This window comes from Streptomyces sp. NPDC001709, from assembly GCF_053596375.1.
Genome location: NZ_JBSFGB010000014.1, coordinates 212,949 through 233,739, shown reverse-complemented (window position 1 = coordinate 233,739; position 20,791 = coordinate 212,949). Strand labels below are relative to the sequence as shown.

The following is a 20,791-nucleotide window of genomic DNA, read 5'->3' as shown; positions in this document are numbered from 1 at the left end:
CCGGAAGATCCGCACGCCGTGGCTCATCCAGTGCCGCAGGATCCGTACCGTCTCGGCGACCAGACCGTCCATGTCCGCGTCGAAGGCGATCGGATAGATGTCCTGGTACTTCTTCGGCGGGTTCTCGGCGTATGCGATCGTGCCGTCGGGCCGGTGATGGAACCACTCGGGGCGTTTCTGCACCCACGGGTGATCGGGCGAGCACTGGAGCGCGAAGTCGAGGGCGATCTCCAGCCCCAGTTCCCGGGCCTTGCCGACGAAGAAGTCGAAGTCGTCGAGGGTGCCGAGATCGGGATGGACGGCGTCGTGGCCGCCCTCGGGAGAACCGATCGCCCACGGGACACCCACGTCGTCCGGCCCGGCGGTGAGGGTGTTGTTGCGGCCCTTGCGGAAGGTCGTACCGATGGGATGGATGGGCGGGAGGTAGACGACGTCGAAGCCCATGTCCGCGATCGGACCCAGCCGGCGCGCGGCGGTGCGGAACGTGCCGTGGGGCCGCTCGGGGGTGCCCTCCGAGCGCGGGAAGAACTCGTACCAGGAGCCGTACAGGGCGCGTTCGCGCTCCACCAGCAGCGGCATCGGGTCGGAGGCGGTGACCAGCTCCCGCAAGGGATGACGGGCCAGTACGTCCTTCACCTCCGGCGCCAGCGCGGCCGCGAGACGCCAGGCGGCGGGGCGGTTCTCGTCCCGCAGGGCCGCCACGACCTTTCCTACGACCGGCCGTTGCCCTTCCGGTATGCCGTCGGCCGCGCGCTCGTACAGCCGGGCGCCCTCCTCCAGGACCAGCTCGGTGTCGATGCCCGCCGGGATCTTGATGCCGGCGTGGTGCTGCCAGGTGGCGACCGGGTCGGACCAGGCTTCGACCGTGTAGGTCCAGCGGCCGGGCTGGCCCGCGGTGACGGTGGCGCCCCAGCGGTCGGTGCCCGGGGCGAGTTCGCGCATCGGCGTCCACGGGCCGGGCCGGCCGGCCGGGTCGCGCAGCACCACGTTCGCCGCGACGGCGTCGTGCCCTTCCCGGAAGACCGTGGCGGACACCTCGAACGACTCACCGGTCACGGCCTTGGCCGGCCTGCGCCCGTGCTGGACCACGGGGCGTACGTCGAGGACGGGGATACGGCCGAGGGTGGTCGACCCGGAGGCGGGCGAGGGTCCGGCGGGGCCGGGCGTCCGTGGCACGTCGGCGGCGGGCTTCGCGACCTTCTTGCCGGCCGCTTCCGGCGCCGTTTTCTTTGCCGTTTTCTTAGCCGGCTTCTTGGCCGCCGTCTTGGCCGGTGTCTTGGCCGCCGTCTTGGCCGTTGCCTTGGCTGCTGCCGTGGCCTTGCTGCTCGGTGAGGGTGAAGACGAGTGGTGCGTGGCGGGCATGACCGCTCCTGTCCGCGTCAACGTGGGTGTGGCGGATGGATCTGGGGAGGTGGGTCCTGCGGAGGTGCTGTGGGACGCCTGTGGGGTGTGTACCGCAGGAGCCTTCCCACCCTGTTCGGGTGGGCAATCCGGAACTTGTTAACTACTCACGCGTATGTCCACCCGCAAGACCGGCCCCCTTTTTTTCCAGGTGCCCCGCGACCGCCCCTCCACGCCCCGACACCCCCGCCGGCCGCGTCCCCACCGACCCCCGGGTAACCACTACCGTCGACAGTGACGAGGAGACGTACAGCGCCGTGCGTCTCACCCCGTGACGCGCCCGAGGTGGCATGTGAAGGCGATCCGTCGTTTCACCGTCCGTCCCGTTCTCCCCGAACCCCTCCGGCCGCTGAGCGACCTGGCGCGCAATCTGCGCTGGTCCTGGCATGCGGAAACGCGCGATCTGTTCCAGTCCGTGGACCCCGAGGCCTGGGCCGCCGCCGGGGGCGACCCGGTGCGGATGCTGGGCCGGGTGCGGCCGGCGCGGCTGGCCGAGCTGGCCGGGGACCGGCGGTTCCTGCGCCGCCTCGGCGCGGCCGTCGACGACCTCGACGACTATGTGACCGGCGACCGCTGGTACCAGACCCAGGCCGACGGCATGCCCGCGGCCATCGCCTACTTCTCCCCGGAGTTCGGCATCACCGCCGCGCTGCCCCAGTACTCGGGCGGCCTCGGCATCCTGGCAGGGGACCACCTGAAGGCGGCCAGCGATCTCGGGGTGCCCCTGATCGGAGTCGGGTTGTTGTACCGGCACGGGTACTTCCGGCAGACCCTGTCCCGCGACGGCTGGCAGCAGGAGCACTACCCGGTGCTGGACCCCAACGAGCTGCCGCTCACCCAGCTGAAGGAGGCCGACGGCTCCCTGGCGCAGCTCTCCCTCGCCCTGCCCGGCGCGAAGGCGCTGCACGCCCGGATCTGGCTGGCCCAGGTCGGCCGGGTGCCGCTGCTGCTGCTCGACTCGGACGTGGAGGAGAACGACCTCGGCGAACGCGGGGTGACCGACCGGCTCTACGGCGGCGGCAGCGAGCACCGGCTGCTGCAGGAGATGCTGCTCGGGATAGGGGGTGTCCGGGCGGTGCGGACGTACTGCCGGCTCACCGGGCACCCGGAGCCGGAGGTGTTCCACACCAACGAGGGGCACGCGGGATTCCTGGGCCTGGAGCGGATCGCCGAACTCTGCGCGGACGGGCTGGACTTCGACTCGGCTCTGGAGGCGGTGCGCGGCGGTACGGTCTTCACCACCCACACCCCCGTCCCGGCCGGCATCGACCGCTTCGACCGCGAGCTGGTCGCCCGGCACTTCGGGGCGGACGCCGAGCTGCCCGGCATCGATGTGCAACGTGTGCTGACCCTGGGGATGGAGACGTACCCGGGCGGCGAGCCGAACCTGTTCAACATGGCCGTGATGGGGCTGAGGCTGGCCCAGCGGGCCAACGGGGTGTCGCTGCTGCACGGGCAGGTCAGCCGGGAGATGTTCGCGGGCCTGTGGCCGGGATTCGACGCCGAGGAGGTGCCGATCACCTCCGTGACCAACGGGGTGCACGCACCGACCTGGGTCGCCCCGGAGGTGCTGCGGCTCGGCGCCCGGCAGGTCGGCTCGGAGCGGGCCGAGGACGCGCTGACCGTCGGCGGCTCCGAGCGCTGGGACTCCGTAGCGGAGATCGCGGACCAGGAAATCTGGGAGCTGCGCCGCACCCTGCGCGAACAGCTGGTGCTGGAGGTGCGGGAGCGACTGCGCGCGTCCTGGCGCCAACGCGGCGCGGGGAACGCGGAGTTGGGCTGGATCGACGGGGTGCTGGACCCGGACGTCCTGACGATCGGCTTCGCGCGCCGCGTCCCCTCCTACAAACGCCTGACCCTGATGCTCCGCGACCGCGACCGCCTGATGGACCTGTTGCTCCACCCGGACCACCCGGTGCAGATCGTGGTCGCCGGCAAGGCGCACCCGGCGGACGACAGCGGCAAGCGCCTGGTGCAGGAACTGGTCCGCTTCGCCGACGACCCGAGGGTCCGCCATCGCATCGTCTTCCTCCCCGACTACGGCATGGCGATGGCACAGAAGCTCTACCCAGGCTGTGACGTCTGGCTGAACAACCCCTTGCGTCCCCTGGAGGCCTGCGGTACGTCCGGCATGAAGGCGGCGCTGAACGGCTGTCTGAACCTCTCCGTCCTGGACGGCTGGTGGGACGAATGGTTCCAGCCGGACTTCGGCTGGGCCATCCCGACGGCGGACGGCGCGGCCACGGACGCCGACCGCCGCGACGACATCGAGGCGGCGGCCCTCTACGACCTCCTGGAGCAGCGGGTGACCCCCCGCTTCTACGAGCAGGGCCGCGCCGGCCTGCCCGACCGCTGGATCCAGATGGTCCGCCAGACGTTGAGTCTGCTGGGTCCGAAGGTGCTGGCCGGCCGCATGGTCCGCGAGTACGTCGACCGCCTCTACGTCCCCGCCGCCCAGGCCCACCGCGCCCTGACCCCGGACACGGCGAGCGATCTGGCCGCCTGGAAGTCCCGGGTCCGCGCGGCCTGGCCCGGGGTGAGCGTGGACCACGTGGAGACGACGGCGACGAGCCCCACCGCCGAGTTGGGCACGACGGTGGGCCTGCGGGTGCGGGTGGCCCTCGGCTCGCTGACCCCGGACGACGTCGAGGTCCAGGCGGTATCGGGCCGGGTGGACGCGGAGGACCGCATCACGGACGCGACGGTGGTCCCCCTGAAACCGACGGGCACCCCCGACCTGGAGGGCCGCCTGCTCTACGAGGGCCCGCTGGCCCTGGACCGCACCGGCCCGTACGGCTACACGGTCCGCATCCTCCCGTCCCACCGGCTGCTGGCCTCCGCCGCGGAACTGGGGCTGGTGGCGGTGCCGCCGGAGGAGGGGGTGGACGGGGCGGGGGTGTTGTTGCGGTAGAGGGCTGCCGAGGTCCCCGTCAGGGCGTCTCCTTCAGAGCCTCGACGAAGAGGGCGAAGGACCCGGCCGGGATGGTGAAGGTGCGGGCGGCTGGGTCCTTGGTGTCGCGGATGGCTGTGTGGGTGGGGGTGGTGGCTATTTCCACGCAGTTGTTGCCGTCGTCGGGGCCCGAGTGGGACGACTTCCGCCAGTTGTCGGGGGTGTCCATGGGATGTCTCACAGCTCTTGCGCCAGCTTGTGGATGAAGTCGCGTGACCGGTCCGGGCCGAGCGATACGGCCTCCACCTTACGGAAGCGCGTTCGAAAGGCGCTGAGCTGTGCTTCGGAGTCGATGAAGGCCGAGCCGTGGGGTACGTCGCGTACGACCGTGTCCAGCTTGGGAATAGAGCCACCGGCGTACGTCATGGCGCTGGCGGCTCTCGCGAAGCCGTCTAGGTCGAAGGGGATGACCCGTACGGTGACGTCGTCCGATTCGGAGTGTTCCAGCAGCTTGCCCAGTTGGGTCCAGGGGGCGGCACGGTCGCTGACTCTGATGCGCAGGGCCGCCTCGTGGATGACCAGCTCGTACGGGACGGTGAGCTGCTGACGCCTCATGCGGTGCTGGACGCGCAACTCCAGCTCGTCACAGGTCAGTTCGGGTACGCGGGCGGAGAAGACAGCGCGGGCATAGTCCTCCGTCTGCAGCAGGCTCGGCACATACAGGATGGCCACCTCCCGGAGGAACATGGCGTGGTGGTCCAGTTCGGCCAAGTCCAGGAACGAGTCGGGCAGCGAACCCCGGTACTCCTCCCACCAGCCGTGTGTCCGGCGTGTCCGCTGGAGCAGGTGGGGGAGTCGGAGGAGGGGAGGGGCCTGGGGTTGGTGAAGGCGTGTGCGGAGTACTGGGGGTGGCAGCCGACGGCTCGGTTCGGGGACCGGGGGAAGTACGTGTGGTGCGAACTTGCGGCGGCGTAGCTCGTTGATCACGGCGATGGAAAGGAGAGCTGATGGTCGGCTCGTCGCATGAGGCGTTGCACCGGATCTTCCAGAAGGATCCGACGCTGCTGACGAAGGCGTTACAGAAGGTCCTGCACGTGCCGTTCCCCGAACCCAGGGAGATCGCGGCGCTGAACATCGACCTCACCGAGATCGAACCGGTCGAGCGCCGTGTGGACACCCTGCTCAGGGCGGAGACGGACGAGGGTACGTATCTGCTGGTGGTGGAGTCGCAGGGGAAGGTGGACGAGCGCAAGCGGGGCAGCTGGCCGTACTACCTGAGCTACCTGTACGAGAAGTACCGCTGCGAGCCCGTGCTCATCGTCATCACCCAGAGCAGCAGGACCGCCCAGTGGGCCTCACACCCGATCCGGTTCGGCTTCCGCGACTGGCACTCGCTGACGGTACGGCCCCTGGTCCTCGGCCCGGACAACGTGCCGGTGATCGCGGACGAGCGGCAGGCCGAGAAGGACGTCCCCCTTGCGGTGCTCTCGGCCATGACACACGGGCGTGGCCCGCAGGCTGAGGCCATACTGGAATCCCTGGCCGCCGCCCTGCGGACCATCGACCCCGACAGTGCCGCAGTCTTCGTGCAGTTCGTCGACTCTTGCCTGGCCGACCCCCAGGCGAAGCAGATGTGGAGGGATTTGATGACGGCGATCCAGTACTTCTGGCGACACCCGCTCGCTGAGCAAGTACGTGAGGAAGGACGGGAGCAAGGCCTGGAGCAAGGTCTGGAGCAGGGGCGTGTTCAGGACCGTCAGGAGATGACCCTGCGCATCCTGGAGTGGCGCGGCATCTCCGTGCCCGACGCCATCCGGGAGCGGGTGATGACCTGCACGGACCTGGCCCAGCTGGAGAACTGGGCTCAGCGGGCGGTCCACGCCTCTGAGGCGACGGAGCTGTTCGCCGAGGAGTGAGGACGTCACCGTTGGGCCGACCGCTTCCCGGCCAGTGTCGTGCTTCCGCGAGGCGAGTCATGGGCGCTGTGCGTCGCCTTCGGTGATGCCCTCCGGGGCCACCCTTGACACACCTCACTGCAGCATGGGGGAGAGGCAAGCAGGCGGCCCGGAAGAGCGGTGGCCCTGACCGGTACCGGGCCTTGGGCCGGCTGGATCCGTTCCGTCGGTCAGGGGCGAGGTCGCCTCTCGCATGCACGCTGCTGGGTGGGTTCGGCGACTTGCGACCGATGGCAGTGCCACGCTTGGCAGATTCGTTCCAGGGGGCTGAGTACACGCGCAGGTCTGGCTGGACGACGCGGACTTCGGACGGAACGGGCCGCGAGGTTCATCGGCCGCTCGCTGCCGTCTTTTCCGGAGATGCAGGTATTCGCTCCCGAGTTCATATGGGTATGCCTTGCGGCCTTGACAACGCTGATCGCTTCAGTTCATCACTGCTTCTATGAACTCTATCGGGGGCAGATACCCGTGATCGATTACGTAATGAATGATCAATGTTGGAGCCATGTAAGTTTCTCCGGTGGCTGCCTCGACGATGATTTCTCCGTTTCCGAGGCGGGCGGTCCTGCCTGATGTTGGATTCGTTACTTGTAGGGGTGATTTCCGGTTGCAGAATTCGCAATGATGTACACCCCGTGTGAGGTTTGCCGGGGTGCTGGCTCTGTCGATGAGGAGGTCAACAAAACTCTCCGGGCAATCCCCTGTGGGGAACTCGCCGTCTCGGCCGAGCCATCCGACATTCAGGCGTCTATCTGCGTGCTCGGGCGGATTCGGCGGCCAGACTGTCTTCCAGTACTCGTACGGCGAGAGATCTCTATAGTATGTCATCAGTGATCCCAAATTGAAGGTCCGTTGCGGCATGCTGCCCAATGTGTAGGCCCCATGTGAGGATACAGGAGGTCGCTCAAATTCATGTCTCCTACCACGTCGATGGACTCGCTCATCCTAGGTAGTTCTGGAGCTGGACCGAGGGTGTAGTTCGGTATGACGGCGCCACTTTCGAAGGTTTCGACCGGGTTCCAGTTGATGCCCTGCTCGACGTCCAGGGCCGCCCGGTTGGCGAGACCTGTTCCGTGGGGACTGTAGAAGGTTATGGAGCTTCCTTCTGGAACGGTAAAGAAGCCGTTGGCCGGATCCCAGCCCCCGTGTCCCGAGAAGACCAGTTCACCGTCTGCCCGTCCGCCCGGGATTACTTCACCGAGGCCAGGTTCTGATGCTTCGTCGGAACGGCCGCGAGCGCGATCACTCGGCCCTGTTTCACGGGGACACGGAGCCAACCCAAGGTAGTCGACCCGCAAATGTGGGTTCCTCACATATGCGGCGGGGTTGGGTGCAGGCGCGAGCCCTAGGGGGTCCGGGGTGAGATAGCGGGCGGTCTCGGGATCGTAGTGGCGGAAGTAGTTGTAGTGGAGGCTGGTTTCGGGGTCGTAGTACTGGCCCGGGAAGCGTAGGGGTGTGTATGCGGTGCTGTTCGTCGCCCATGCTGTCGTTCCCCATAGGGTGCTTCGGGTGCGCCAGGCGATTTCGCCCTGTTCGTCTATGAGTTCGCTCGGGGTGCCGACCAGGTCGGTGACTATGGCGAAGAAGCGGGAGTCGATTTCTTCCTGAGCAGCGTCAGCCGCGGTGATGCGCTCTGCTTGTGACAGGGGGCGTAAACCCTGGTGGTCCCAGGTGAGGGTGACCGGGTTGGGGAGGCCTTCAGCGGTTGTGGTCTGTTCGCAGAGAGTCGTGCCGTCCCAAGTGAACTCCACCCGCTCCACGACCGTTTCGCCGTCGTCCGCCATGCGGAGTTTCGCCGTCCGGCGGCCCAGGGGGTCGTAGGTGTAGCGCCAGCGGGTGCCGTCCGGAGTGACCACTGATGTCAGGCGGTCCTCGGCGTCCCACTCGTAGCGCCAAGTGTCCGGCTTTCTCGACAGGCGGGTCTTCTGGCGGAGGGTGATGCGGCCCAAGGCGTCGTGCTCGTAGCGGACGTTGCCGGCTCGGGTGATGCGGGTGCCTGCGTAGATGCGGGGGCCCGTTGCCTCCGCACCTGGGTGGGTCGGCGGCCAGGTTGCCTGGGTCTGGTTGCCTGCCTCGTCGTAGGTGTAGCGCTCCGTCCAGTCGGCCGCGTGAACCGCTGTCACCCTGCCCGTCACGTCCAGGTCGAAGCTGCGGGAGCCGGACAAGTGGTCGTCGATGCCGATGACGTTTCCGTCGGCCCGGTAGGTGTACGCCCGGTGCTGGACCGTGCGGCCCTCCGCACCCGTCACCGACTGGATGGCCAGGCGGCCCATCGCGTCGAAGGTGTGCTCCAGCGTGACCGCTCCGTCGATCTGGCGGGTCAGTTCTCGGCCTGCCTCGTCGTAGGTGAAATCGATCGCTCGGCCTGACGCGACCATGCCGGTACGGCGGCCGGCGGCGTCGTAGGCCCAGGTGGTGACGGCGCCAGTTGGTGTGGTGCGGCCCGTGCGGCGGCCCAGGGCGTCGTACGTGTACGTCACCGTGCGGCCGTTGACCGTCTCCGAGTGCAGGCGGCCGTAGCGGTCGCGCAGCAGTGTCAGGGTCGTGCCGTCGGGGCCCGTGGCCTGGGCCAACTGGTCCGTGAAGTCGTACGCGTAGGTCGTCAGCTGACCTGCTGCGTCTTTGCGGAGTACCTGGCCCAGTTCATTGCGTTCGAAGGAGACGACCTCGCCCAGCACGTTCCGGCGGCTGAGGAGGCGACCAGCCGGGTCGTACGCGTACGTCAGCGTGCGGTCGTCGAAGTCCGTCTCCGACAGCAGGCGGCCGGCCGGGTCGTAGGTGTACTCCCAGGTCAGGCCCTGTGGATTCGTGACCTTCGTCAGGCGCAGTTCTGTGTCGTGGGTGAACTCGTAGCGCACGCCGTCGGGGCCCGTGCGAGCCGTCAGCAGGTCGAAGTGGGTGTATTCGAAGAGGGAGACGCCGCCGAGTGGGTCGGTGTGGTTGGTGCAGTTGCCCTCGCCGTCGTACGTCCACGTCTCCGTTGTGCCGTCGGGAGCAGTGCGGCGGGTCAGGTGGCCTTCGATCGACCATTCCAACCGGGTTGTGGCGCCGGTCGGGTCGGTGATGGCGGTTGGGCGGCCGACTGCGTTTCGTTCGTAACGGGTCACCGCCCCAAGCGGGTCCGTCACCTCCACCGGGAGACCGGCGCGGTCGCAGACCACCCGCGTCGTGTTGCCCAGCGGATCCGTCACCGACCTCAGGTGGCCGGCCTCGTTGTACGCGAACCGGGTCGTCTGGCCAGCAGGGTCAGTCACCGACGTGCGGTTGCCCCGGTCGTCGTACGTCTGGCGGATCACCGTGCCGTCCGGGTTCACCACCTTCGCCGGCAGGCCCAGGACGTTGTACTCCGCCTTCGACTCGCGCCCGTCCGGGCGGGTCACCGAAGTGAGGTTGCCCTCGTCGTCGTAGCGGAACGTTGTCGTGCGGCCCAGTGGGTCCGTCGCGGAGAGCAGGCGGTTGTAGCGGTCGCGGACGTAGCGGGTGGTGGCGCCCAGGGGATCGGTCTCCGCCACTACCTGCCAGGTTTTGTTGACCAGGTAGCGGCGGGTGTGGCCCTCCCCGGTCGTCGCCGTTGTGGTGCGCAGGCCGGTGGTCGGGTCCGGGTCCTCGTACGTCAGGCGCAGGGCCATGTGGCCCTCCGCGCCGCCCTCGGCTGTACAGCGGTCCTGGTCGTCGTACTCGTACGTGTAGCTGCGGTCGTTCGTGTCCGTCCAGGATGTGACGCGGCCCCGGTCGTCGTACGTGAAGTGGAGGGGAAGACCGGAGGAGTTGACGACCTCCGTGAGGTTGCCGTCCGTGTAGGCGAAGCGTTTCAGCTCCTCGCCCGTGGCTGTTAGGTGGTACGCCGTGACGCGACCCGAGTCCGTGGTGATGCGCACGCCCTGGCCGGCGCTCGTGTGGACGGCGAGTGGGGTGCCTTCGGTGTCGTACTCGAAGGTGATCCAGTTGCCGTTGCGGTCGTCTATCTGTTCCAGGACTGCTAGGTCGGGGCCGCGATCCGCGAAGTGCCAGGTGCGGCGGGTGCGCGGGTCGGTGATCGTGTAGCCGCCGTCGACCCGGTCCAGGAGGAGGCGCGGGCCGTGGCTCGGAAGGGTCGGTACGCCCGGTGCCGGATGCGGGTACGACAGGAGCAGGCCGTCTTCCGTGACGCAGACGACTCCCTCGGCGTCGATCTCCAGGCGCTGGTCCAGGGTTGAGGTCCAGGACGGGCCGAACCAGCGGCCCAGGTGGTAACCCGACTCCACCCGACGCCCGAGTACCAGCGGGAGCACGCCGGGGAGAGCGACATCCGTCTGCGGCAGGTACATCTTGCCGGTGGCGAGGTCGATGGGGTCGGTGCCGCCGCTCTCCACCGAGTCCGGCTCGCGTGAGGGTTGGTGCGGGTCTTCGTTGACTTTGTCCCGGGCCGTTGCCTTGCCCGCGTCCTCCGCCCCCGCCCGTGCCTCCTTCCGGGCCGCTGCCTCGGCCGCCTGCCGGGTCAGGCCCGCCTCCGCTCCTTCCCGTGCCAGGCCGACCTCCATCCCGGCGCCGTCGCCCATGAGCATCTGGGAGAACATGCGGCCGCCGAACTCGGACGGGTCCTTGCGGGCCTGGTCCCACATGTCTTTCAGGGCGCGGTCGGGGTGGGAGGCGGTGGAGGCCAGGCCGGAGAGCGTCATGCTGACGTTCTGCAGGTAGGCGGCTGGGTGAGTGATGTTGTAAGGGTCAAAGGGGTCCAGGCCGCGGACGAAATTGACCATGCCCGCCGCGCCCTTGGCCAAGCCGCCCGCGAAATGGGTGAGTTCGATGCCGGTGGACTCGGCGCCGTCCACGAAGTCGTTCTTGAGGCGGGCCAGGGGTGGGGGCTCGGCGGGAGCGTGCGCCAGGGCCGCCTTCACCTTGCCCTGGGCCTCGGAGGCGGCGGTGTTGCGCTGCTTGCGCGCCGCGGTGAGCTTGTGGGCGGCGGACTGGATGTCGGCCTTGCCGGGGTCGTGGAACGGGCCGGGCTTCGGGCCCGGGTCCTCGCTCGCCTTGACCTTGGCGTTGTAGGTTCCGACCTTCTTGTTGTACGTGTCGACCGCGGCCTTGGACGCCTTCACGCCCTTGTCGTAGAGCGCTATGGCCTCCTTCGCCTGACCCTGCGCCCACTTCACGGTGCCGGCGTACGCCTCCAGTGCACCTGCTGCCGCTGCGCATGCCTCGGCCGCCTGCGCCCACTTCGTGGGGTGCACACCGAACTTCTTGCGGAAGGCGTCGCCGCCCTCTCCCTGCCAGCCGGAGGAGTCGACCTTCTTCAGGCCTTGGCTGACCTTGTCGAAGGCGCCGTGGAAGTCCCTGAGGTGTTTGGCGCTCTCACGGATGGTGTGCGGGTTGCCGTGGACGAGTTCGTTCGCCTCGTCCGTCTGGCCGAGTTGTTTCTCGCCCGGGGTGGCGCCGAGGTCGGAGGCAACTCCGTCACCCCAGTCCTCGACCACGTCGGCCCACTTGTGCAGGCCGTATTGGTCGAGTTTCTCGCCGACTTTGTCCGTCGCCCAGTCGACACCTTCGCCGAGCTTCTCCTTGCCCTCGTCCCAGAGGTGCTCCGCGCCGCCCAGGACCGAGTTGGTGACGTCGCCGAGTTCCATCAGCCCTTACCGCCCTGCTGCTCGGTGTCCGAGCCGCCGAACTCGCTGATCAGCTCGCCCGGGTTCAGGCCCGGCGGTGCGAGGGTGCTTACGGATTGCCGACGGCCGCGTTCTCTACGACCTTGACCGTGCCCGCGACGTACTGGTCGGTCTCGTAGTACGTGCCCGCCGCCAGGCCCGTCTTCTCCGCGAACCCGTTGCCCTCGTTGATCAGCGACCGCACGCCCCATTCCCAGCGCTCGCAGAACGACTTGAACTCGCCGGTCAGCCCCTCGTGACCCAGCTCCAGTCCCGAGAGCGCGATGTCGTTGAACCCCCGCCCGGCCCCGGCCGAGCCGACCATGCCGAGTTCCTTCAGCTCGGCCAGCGCGTCGGTCAGGCCCTTGGCAATCAACGCCAGCCCGTCCGTCTTCAAGTCCTTGCCGCCGCCCGTCACTTCACATCCCCCGTCCCCGTCGCCTCCGCCTCGGTGCCGACCGCCGCCTCATCCGGCACGATCCCGCGCACCGGCGGAAACAGCGCGCCCTCGCCCTCGCTGCCCACATCCAGGGCCACCCCGCACGGCACCCCCACGGCCGGCACCGCCGCATCCAGCAGACGTGCGCCGAGCCATCGCTGGTACGCCCACTCCCGGGCGCCCTCACCACGCGCGAGCGCGAAACGGGCCAGGGCATGCTCGTGGGAGAAGGCGTAGATCCAGCGGACGCCTCCGAAGTCGGCCGTCAGCAGTCCGCCCTTCTCGGCATCGAGAGGGACAAGCACAGCCGTACGACGGAACTCGCCCAGCAGCACCGCGAACTCACGCCGCCTGCGCTCGACGACGTCCGTGGCGTCAGCGACATCGGCCGCACGCTCCGGCAAACCGGTGGTCTCGGATGCCTCCGGTACGGTCGTGCCCCGCTGGTCGGTGCGGGCCAGGTCCACATAGTCGTACAGCCGTGACCTGCGTATTCGTGCCGCTGATTCGGCGTCGCCCCCGCGCTCCGTCATGTGCCGGATCATCACATCGGCACATCGCGCGTCGCAACGCGGAACGGGGCGCCGGCGCGCAGGTCGGCTGAATTCCGATGGATGACGGGCAGGAACTCACCGAGGCCGGAGAGGATCTACCACGTGGTGCGGAAGGCCGGCTTCAGTGCTTACTTCCTGCTCGGTGCCGCTGAGGAGGCGGCGGTCGTCGACGACGCCGATGCCTGGGTGCGGTTGCCCGACGGCAGCCGGTGGTCTGCCACGCTGATGACGCCGGACGCGATCGGCGCGGTGCTCAGGCGCTGGACGGCGACCGGTGTCTTTTCGCCTGCCCGGATCTCGTCGTCGTTCCCGAAGCCCGGTGTGCCCGCCATGACGGCGGCCCTCCGGGAGATCGTGGCCCAGGGGCCGCGGGGCACTCTGGTACGGCTGGAGGACTGAGGGCGGTCATACCTCGGACAGGCCCTCGCACAGCTTGCGCAGTACCGTTCCGCAGCGGCGGGCGTAGGCGTGTTGCAGGCCGCGTGTTGCCGGGCCGCCGGCCTTTGCGTACCACTTGGCGCCCTTGCTGAAGGCCGCCACCGTCAGCCATACCGTGCCGTCGCCCGTGCGGTCGATGAGGAAGGCCTCCTCGCCGCACTCGGGGTGGCCCTCCAGGGTGCCGTAGGCCCAGCCCGCCCTGCGGGGTTCCTCTGCCGTCCAGATGATGCGGCAGGGGGCCTTGATGACTCCCGCCAGGGTGACCGTGACGTCGACGCCCTCCGCGGCTCTGTCCGCGCCCGCGTCGATGCCCACGCCCAGGGCGCGGTGCATTTCCCAGGTGAGGACCGCTTCGGCGGCGCGGTGGAAGAGTTTCTGGCCCTCGCCGAGGCGGGTGCGGACGAGCAGGGGGTGGAAGCCGGGCGGGCAGTACGTCAGGTCGTCGCGGGTCGCGCCGACCGGCTCGTAGGTGAAGGGCGCCGAGGACATGGGTCACAAGGGTAGGGCGGCACCCGGAACACTTTCCTCCCGGGTACCGCCCGTCCTCGACCGCGCGTACGTCAGTTGACGTTGACACCCGACCAGGCCGCGGCCACCGCCTTGTACTCGGTGCTGCCGGAGCCGTACAGGTCCGCCGCCGCGCTCAGCGTGCCCGTGCGGGCCGCCTTGTAGTCCGTGGTCGACGTGAAGTACGTCGTCAGCGCCTTGTACCAGATCTGCAGCGCCTTGTCCCGGCCGATGCCGGTGACCGTGGAGCCGTTGGAGGTGGGGGAGTCGTACGTCACCCCGTTGATCGTCTTCGAACCGCTGCCCTCCGAGAGGAGGTAGAAGAAGTGGTTGGCGACGCCGGACGAGTAGTGGACGTCCAGGTTGCCGACCGACGAGGACCAGTAGTCGGCGCTGCCGCCGTCCTTGCTGGGCTTGTCCATGTAGCGCAGCGGGGTGCCGTCGCCGTTGATGTTGATCTTCTCGCCGATGAGGTAGTCACCGGGGTCCTTGGCGTTGTTGGCGTAGAACTCCACGCCCGTGCCGAAGATATCCGAGGTCGCCTCGTTCAGGCCGCCGGACTCACCGGAGTAGTCCAGGCCCGCCGTGTTCGCGGTGACGCCGTGGCTCATCTCGTGGCCGGCCACGTCCAGCGAGGTCAGCGGGTCGGCGTTGCCCTCACCGTCGCCGTAGGTCATGCAGAAGCAGCTGTCGTCCCAGAAGGCGTTGACGTAGTTCCTGCCGTAGTGGACGCGGGAGTAGGCGCCGACACCGTCGTTCTTGATGCCGCTGCGGCCGAAGGTGCTCTTGTAGAAGTCCCAGGTCTCCTGCGCGCCGTAGGCGGCGTCGGCGGCGGCCGTCTGGTCGCTGGAGGAGGTGGAGGCGGTGCCGGTGCCGAAGGTATTGGTCGAGTTGGCGACCAGGGTGCCCTTGCCGGACGTCTTGCGGGCCAGGTTGTAGGTCTTGTGACCGCCCCGGGAGGCGTCGGTCAGGTTGTACGACGAGCCCGACTGGGTGGTGGTGAGGCTGACGGTGCCCGAGTACAGCGTCTTGCCGGTGCCGGTCGCGTTCTCGATGCCCTGGTACGCGAAGAGCTTCTTGCCGGTGGCGGCGTCGGTGATGACGTGCAGCTGGTTCGGGGTGCCGTCGTCCTGCAGGCCGCCGACGATCGTCTCGTAGGCGAGGACGGGCGTGCCGGAACCGGCCCAGATCACCTTGCGGGCGCCGTCCGCGGTGGACTTGGCGGAGCCGAGGGTCTTGGCGGCGGACACCGCCTGCTTCTCGGCCTTGGCGGCGGTGATCTGCGGCTTGAGCGAGGCCACCTTGATGGTCGCCTTGTTCGCCTTGGTGACGCCCTCGGTCTTGCCGGACTTGGCGGTGTGGACGACGAGGTCGCCGCCGAGCACCGGAAGGCCCGCGTAGGTGCGCTCGTAGCGGGTGTGGACGGTGCCGTCGGCGTCCTTGACGACGTCCTTGACGACCAGCTTCTCCTTGGCGCCGAGGCCCAGCCGCTGCGCGGTCGCGCCGGCGTCGGCCTGCGCCTTCTGTATCAGGGAGGTGCGGGCGGCGGCGGACAGCGTGGTCGGCGCGGCGCCGGGGGTCGTGCCGGTCGTGCCCGCGGCGGTCGCGGTGGCGGCCAGACCGGTGGAGATGAGGGCTCCGGCCGCGACGGCGGTGGCGATAGCCAGAGTGGCGCGCTTGTGACGCGTGTAGCGGGGGGTCACGCAAGCTCCTTCATGTGGGGAGTCCGGGCAGCGTGGGGTTACTGGCCGGAACGGTGGGGTGAAGCTGTGCGGCGGGTGAGGGAAGAGTGACATCAGGGGCGCGTACATGTCAGGGCCCTGAAGTGATGTTGGCTGGAAATCGACTGTCCGAGAAACGTTGCAGGCGTGTTAACCAGCGCCGTCCGAGGGTGCAGGACCCTCGGACGGCGCCCATTTCTCGGGCTTTTTGCAGACGATTTACGGGAACGTCAGCTTCCAGCCGTTGATCGTTCCGGTGTCGTAGGTGGCCTGATCCTGTACCCGCAACTTCCAGGTGCCGTTGGCCGGTTCGGCGGAGGCGTTGACCGTGTAGGTCTGCTTCACGTTGTCCGCCGAGTCCGAGGAACTGAAGTTCTTCAGGCGGTAGGCGGTGCCCGACGGGCCGACGAGGTCGATCACCAGGTCGCCCCGCCAGGTGTGCGTGATGTCGACGCTCACCTGAAGGTTGCCCGGCGCGTTTCCGCTCCTGCCGGAGACCGTGATGTCCGAGGTGACGGCCGGCCCGTTGTCCGGGATGGCCACCTGGACGTTGCTCTCGTACGTCGTACCGCCGCCGTCGCCGCCGCCGGAGCGCGCACCGACCGCCACGGCCGCCCAGGCGTCCTGCACCGCCTTGTACTCGGTGCTGGAGGTGCCGTACAGCTCACCGGCCGCCGCGAGGGTGCCGGTGCGGGCGCCCGCGTAGTCGGTGGTGGAGGTGAACTTGGTGGTCAGCGCCTTGTACCAGATCTGCAGCGCCTTGTCCCGGCCGATGCCGGTGACCGGAAGCCCGTCCGCCGTCGGCGAGTCGTAGCTGACGCCGTTGATCACCTTGGCGCCGCTGCCCTCCGACAGGAGGTAGAAGAAGTGGTTGGCGACGCCGGACGAGTAGTGCACGTCGAGGTTGCCGACGCCCGAGTACCAGGAGTCGGCGGAGCCGCCGTCCTTGCTGGGCTTGTCCATGTAGCGCAACGGCGTGCCGTCACCGTTGATGTTGATCTTCTCGCCGATGAGGTAGTCACCGACGTCCTTGCTGTTGTTGGCGTAGAACTCCACGCCGGTGCCCATGATGTCGCTGGTCGCCTCGTTCAGGCCGCCGGACTCGTCGCTGTACTCCAGGCCCGCGGTGTTCGAGGTGACGCCGTGGCTCATCTCGTGCCCCGCGACGTCGAGCGAGGTCAGCGGATCGTTGTTGCCGGAGCCGTCGCCGTAGGTCATGCAGAAGCAGCCGTCGTCCCAGAACGCGTTCACGTACGAGTTGCCGTAGTGGACGCGGGAGTAGGCGCCGACCCCGTCGTTCTTGATGCCGCTGCGGCCGAAGGTGTTCTTGTAGAAGTCCCAGGTCTCCTGGGCGCCGTAGTGGGCGTCCGCGCCCGCGGTCGCCGCGTTGGACGTGGTGCCGTTGCCCCAGGTGTCGTTGGTCTGCGAGAACAGGGTGCCGGTGCCCGAGGAGCCGTGGTTCAGGTTGTACGTCTTGTGGCCGCCGCGCGCCCCGTCGGTCAGCGTGTACGACGAGCCCGAGTGCGTCGTCGTCAGGTTCACCTGCCCGCTGTACTGGGTGTTGCCGACGCCGGTCTCGATGCCCTGGTACTCGTGGAGCTTCTTGCCGGTGGTGGCGTCGGTGATGACGTGCAGCTGGTTCGGGGTGCCGTCGTCCTGCAGGCCGCCGACGATCGTCTCGTAGGCCAGGACGGGCTTTCCGCTCGCGGCCCAGATGACCTTGCGGATGCTGTCCGCGGCCGACTTGCTCCCGCCGCGGGCCTTGGCCCGCTGTACGGCCTGCTGCTCGGCCGCGGCCTTCGACACGGCCGGGGTGAGACCGGTGACCTTCAGCGTGGCGCCGGTGGCCTTGATGACCTCCATGGTCTTGCCGGACAGGCTGTCCACGACCAGGTCACCGCCGAGCACCGGAAGGCCGGCGTAGGTGCGCTCGTAGCGGGTGTGCAGGGTGCCGTCGGCGTCCTTGACGACGTCCTTGACGATCAGCTGCTCTTTGGCGCCGAGGCCCAGGGAACGGGCGGTGGCGGCCTTGCCGGCATCGGCGTGGCGGATCAGCTCGACGCGCTGCGAGGGCGTGAGCCGCACGGCCAGATGAGCCTTGTTGATCTCGCCGGGCTGGGGCTTCGCCGGTGCGGCGCTGGCCGCGCCCGACTGGACGGCGGCGGCGATCAGGGCGGCGACGCCGGCGAGGGCGACGGTGGCGGTACGACGCGTGGTGTGGGGGGTGCGTCTGCGAGAGGAACTGCTGCTCAACACTGACTCCTTCTGCGTGACCGCGGGTCGCGCGGCCAGGGGAGACCGGACGGTGGGTTTGGGACGCCCGGGCAGAACAGGGCGGTACGCGGAACCACGTGCAGGCCGGCTCACGCGGAGCAGATGTGATGTGGGGTTGCTGTGAGTCGGCTTGGGAAGAGTGACAGGGGATCAGCGCACCTGTCAGGACCGCGTCACAAAGTTGGCTGGAAATGGTCCGTTGACCGGATGTTCATGTTCGATATGCGGATCTGTCATCAGGGGAGGGGTGTCAGGGCAGGGGCTCACCAAGGCAGGGGGTCGGGGCGGCGTGCCCACCACCAGCCGTGCGTGCGGGTGCCGTTGTCCGGTTCCGGGCGCTGGGCGCCGGTGTCCTCGACGGTGTGCGCGGCGAACAGCGCGTCCAGCTCCGCCAGCGCCGCGCGCAACCGTGCCTGGAGCGTCCCGGGCAGCCAGGGGCCGAGCTCCTCGATCTCGTCGCGGCACTCCAGGCGCTCGCGGTACAGATCGGCGGGGTACCAGCCGGAGGGGGCCCAGTCGTCCGCCAGCTGCCGGACGAGCTTCTCCCAGGCGCCGAGGCTAGTGCGTGTGTGCCAGAGGGGAGTGCCCGTGACGTCGGCCTGCTCGGGCGCGAACTGCCCTGCCCGCGCGCGGAATTCGTCCGTGAGCGGCGTGGCGATCTCCAGTTCGCGTACGACCTCGGGGATGCGGGCGACGCGTGTGTCCGGCAGCTCGTCGACCGGGGCCTCGACGGCGTCGATCCTGTAGTGCGGGACGTCGTCGTCGGGGCCGTACAGGCGGGCGCGTGTGACGACTCCGTCCGGTGCCGCGAGCCAGTAGGCGCTGGGCGGGAACGACTCGGCCGGGTAGAGCACCAGGACTCCGGCCGACCGGGCGAGGGCGGCGGCGAAGTCGGCCTCCGGCAGCTGCGGTTGGACGGATTCCCGGACGTAGATGTCCAGCACCGAGGTCACGTCCCCGCTGACCGCCGCCGTGCCGCACAGCACCAGCGCGTCCCAGTCGCGCAGCTCCTGGTCGGTGTCCTCGTCGGCGACATCCACGTCCGCCGGCCGGACGCCCAGGCACCGCGCGAGCGTGTCGGCGAGGGTGTCCGGGGGCAGCGGACGTGAGAGGAGGACGTCGTAGATCATGAAGTGCCGCCTCTCGGGCGGAAGTTGTGGCTCACGGCTGCCCGCCCGTATCCCCGTGCCAGGTCCGCCACAGGGCGGCGTAGGCGCCGTCGGCCGTCACCAGCTCCTCGTGGGTGCCCAGTTCGGTCAGCAGGCCGTTCTCCATGACCGCCACGCGGTCGGCGTCGTGCGCGGTGTGGAGGCGGTGGGCGATGGCGATGACCGTACGGCCCTCCAGGACGGCGGCCAGGGCGCGTTCGGTGTGCCGGGCCGTGGTGGGGTCCAGCAGGGCGGTGGCCTCGTCGAGGATCAGGGTGTGCGGATCGGCCAGTACCACGCGGGCCAGGGCGAGTTGCTGGGCCTGGGAGCCGTCGGTGGACCGGCCGCCCTCGCCGAGCCGGGTGCCGAGGCCGTCCGGCAGGCCCCGGACCCAGTCGTCGGCGCCGACCGCCGCGAGCGCCGCCCACAGGTCGGCGTCCGTGGCCTCCGGTTCGGCGATCAGGAGGTTGTCGCGGACCGTGCCGAGGAACACATGGTGCTCCTGCGTCACCAGGACCACCTGGCGGCGCAGCAGCTCGGGCTCCAGCTCGGCCACCGGCACCCCGCCCACCGTCACCGTGCCGGTGCCGGGGCGGTCGATGCCCGCGAGGAGTCTGCTGAGTGTCGTCTTACCGGCGCCGGAAGGTCCCACCACGGCGAGCCGTTCCCCGGGCCGCACCGTCAGATCCACCCCGCGCAGCACCTCACCGCCCCGCTCATAGGCGTACCGGACCCCGCACACGTCGATCCGGTCGTCGACCGGGACGAGCGAGCCGGCCGGAGCCTCGGCCCGGGGAGCCGGCGCCGGCCTCGCAGCTTCCCCGCGCGGCGACTGCGCCGCCCTCGCGGACTCCGGCCCCCCGCTGTCCCCCCGCCGTGTCGGTGCCAGTCCCTCCACGCGGGCGAATGAGGCGCTGCTGCTCTGCAGTTGTTCCACGCGCATCAGGATCTGGTCCAGTGGCTCGGTGAACTGCCGTAGGTACAGGGCCGCGGCCACCACCGCGCCGACCCCGACCGTGCCCCGCTGGTGCAGCCAGCCGCCGAGGAGGAGTACGCCGACCACGGGCACGGTGTAGGTCACCTCGACCGCCGGGAAGAAGACCGTCCGCAGGAACAGCGTGTAGAAGCGGGTGCGGCGGGACTTCTCCAGCGCGTCCCGGCTCGCCGCGATCCGCCGCTCCCGCAGTCCGAACGCCTCGACGGTCCGGGCCCCGGCCGCCGTGGCGGCGACGATCTCCGCGACCTCGGACGTGGCCGCGCCCTCGGCGAGGTAGCCGTCCCGGGCCCGCCGCAGGTACCAGCGCAGGGCCAGCCAGATCGGGGTCAGCCCGAGCAGCCCGAACGCCCCGAGCAGCGGGTCGAGCGCGAACACCGCGCCCAGCACGAACAGTGCCTGCACCGTGCACACCAGCAGCTCCGGGCCGACGTCCCGCAGCGTGGTGCCGACGATCGCCACGTCCGCGGTGCCGCGTGCGGTGAGGTCGCCGGTGCCGGCCCGCTCGACCACGGACGCGGGCAGCGCCAGCGCCCGCTCCACGTACTCCTCGCGCACCCGGGCCAGCGTCCGCTCCCCGAACCGGTACCCCACGTACCGCGCCCAGCGGGCCAGCAGCAGTTGTGCCAGCGCGCACGCCAGGATCCACGGCGCGAGCCGGTCCACCGGGCCGACGCCCTGCCCGGCCCGCACCGCATCGACGATCCGGCCGACCAGCCACGGACCGACCAGCCCCGCCCCCGCCGCCAGCGCGTTCAGCAGCAGCGCGGCGGCGAATGCCCGCCCGTCGGCCCGCACCAGCCGGAGCATGGCCCGCCGCACCCGAGCCCGGTCGGCGACCGGCAGCAG

General features: G+C 69.4%; 13 protein-coding genes and 3 pseudogenes. 4 read left to right on the top strand and 12 right to left on the bottom strand.

All coding sequences use genetic code 11. From position 1 onward, the window contains the following. The coding region (locus ACWC0C_RS22165; protein WP_450865335.1) for a maltotransferase domain-containing protein at positions 1 to 1,362 on the bottom strand (1,362 nt) is incomplete at its 3' end. Positions 1,363 to 1,693: 331 nt separating this feature from the next. Here ACWC0C_RS22165 and ACWC0C_RS22160 point away from each other — a divergent pair. Continuing rightward, a complete protein-coding gene (locus ACWC0C_RS22160) occupies positions 1,694 to 4,312 on the top strand; it encodes a glycosyltransferase family 1 protein (RefSeq protein WP_450865334.1) in 2,619 nt (872 codons plus the stop codon). 19 nt (positions 4,313 to 4,331) lie between these two features. On the opposite strand, the gene ACWC0C_RS22155 is transcribed toward ACWC0C_RS22160, so the two are convergent. Continuing rightward, positions 4,332 to 4,520 carry a DUF397 domain-containing protein gene (locus ACWC0C_RS22155; RefSeq protein ID WP_450865333.1) on the bottom strand — a complete coding sequence of 63 codons (189 nt, stop codon included), beginning with the start codon at positions 4,518 to 4,520 and terminating at the stop codon, positions 4,332 to 4,334. A gap of 8 nt (positions 4,521 to 4,528) precedes the next feature. Next, a pseudogene (locus tag ACWC0C_RS22150) lies at positions 4,529 to 5,125 on the bottom strand (DUF5753 domain-containing protein); the annotation flags it as partial. Here ACWC0C_RS22150 and ACWC0C_RS22145 point away from each other — a divergent pair. Continuing rightward, positions 5,117 to 5,266, top strand: a pseudogene (locus ACWC0C_RS22145) (ATP-binding protein); the annotation flags it as partial. The pseudogenes ACWC0C_RS22150 and ACWC0C_RS22145 sit on opposite strands and share 9 nt — an antisense overlap. A gap of 32 nt (positions 5,267 to 5,298) precedes the next feature. Then, entirely contained in the window at positions 5,299 to 6,207 is a 909-nt protein-coding gene (locus ACWC0C_RS22140) for a hypothetical protein (protein ID WP_450865332.1), read from the top strand. Positions 6,208 to 6,669: 462 nt separating this feature from the next. On the opposite strand, the gene ACWC0C_RS22135 is transcribed toward ACWC0C_RS22140, so the two are convergent. The 4 genes and pseudogenes from ACWC0C_RS22135 to ACWC0C_RS22120 all read right to left on the bottom strand — a co-directional run bounded on the left by ACWC0C_RS22135 (position 6,670) and on the right by ACWC0C_RS22120 (position 12,839). Then, positions 6,670 to 7,074 carry a DUF7919 family protein gene (locus ACWC0C_RS22135; protein ID WP_450865331.1) on the bottom strand — a complete coding sequence of 135 codons (405 nt, stop codon included), beginning with the start codon at positions 7,072 to 7,074 and terminating at the stop codon, positions 6,670 to 6,672. Beyond that, positions 7,074 to 11,849 carry a putative T7SS-secreted protein gene (locus tag ACWC0C_RS22130; protein WP_450865330.1) on the bottom strand — a complete coding sequence of 1,592 codons (4,776 nt, stop codon included), beginning with the start codon at positions 11,847 to 11,849 and terminating at the stop codon, positions 7,074 to 7,076. Before ACWC0C_RS22130 ends, ACWC0C_RS22135 begins: the two co-directional genes overlap by 1 nt. A 91-nt stretch (positions 11,850 to 11,940) precedes the next feature. Next, a pseudogene (locus ACWC0C_RS22125) lies at positions 11,941 to 12,285 on the bottom strand (hypothetical protein); the annotation flags it as partial. Beyond that, on the bottom strand, positions 12,282 to 12,839 hold the full coding sequence (locus tag ACWC0C_RS22120; RefSeq protein WP_450865329.1) for a hypothetical protein: 558 nt from the start codon (positions 12,837 to 12,839) through the stop codon (positions 12,282 to 12,284). The pseudogene ACWC0C_RS22125 and the gene ACWC0C_RS22120, both read right to left, overlap by 4 nt. A 123-nt stretch (positions 12,840 to 12,962) precedes the next feature. Between ACWC0C_RS22120 and ACWC0C_RS22115 the strand changes: the two genes are divergently transcribed. After that, positions 12,963 to 13,259: a hypothetical protein gene (locus ACWC0C_RS22115; RefSeq protein ID WP_450865328.1), complete on the top strand. Its 297-nt coding sequence runs from the start codon at positions 12,963 to 12,965 to the stop codon at positions 13,257 to 13,259. A gap of 6 nt (positions 13,260 to 13,265) precedes the next feature. Here the strand turns inward: ACWC0C_RS22115 and ACWC0C_RS22110 are convergent, their stop codons facing one another. The 5 genes from ACWC0C_RS22110 to ACWC0C_RS22090 form a co-directional block, all read right to left on the bottom strand. Next, positions 13,266 to 13,787, bottom strand: coding sequence for a DUF1990 domain-containing protein (locus tag ACWC0C_RS22110; RefSeq protein ID WP_450865327.1), 522 nt, complete (start codon positions 13,785 to 13,787; stop codon positions 13,266 to 13,268). A gap of 71 nt (positions 13,788 to 13,858) precedes the next feature. Beyond that, positions 13,859 to 15,508 (bottom strand): M4 family metallopeptidase, encoded by a 1,650-nt coding sequence (locus tag ACWC0C_RS22105; protein ID WP_450865326.1) that lies wholly within the window; start codon positions 15,506 to 15,508, stop codon positions 13,859 to 13,861. Positions 15,509 to 15,745: 237 nt separating this feature from the next. Further along, positions 15,746 to 17,779, bottom strand: a complete 2,034-nt coding sequence (locus ACWC0C_RS22100) for a M4 family metallopeptidase (protein ID WP_450865325.1) — start codon at positions 17,777 to 17,779, stop codon at positions 15,746 to 15,748. 284 nt (positions 17,780 to 18,063) lie between these two features. After that, positions 18,064 to 18,930 carry a hypothetical protein gene (locus ACWC0C_RS22095; protein WP_450865324.1) on the bottom strand — a complete coding sequence of 289 codons (867 nt, stop codon included), beginning with the start codon at positions 18,928 to 18,930 and terminating at the stop codon, positions 18,064 to 18,066. A gap of 31 nt (positions 18,931 to 18,961) precedes the next feature. Beyond that, positions 18,962 to 20,752, bottom strand: coding sequence for an ABC transporter ATP-binding protein (locus ACWC0C_RS22090; RefSeq protein ID WP_450865339.1), 1,791 nt, complete (start codon positions 20,750 to 20,752; stop codon positions 18,962 to 18,964). Between the last annotated feature and the right edge of the window lie 39 nt (positions 20,753 to 20,791).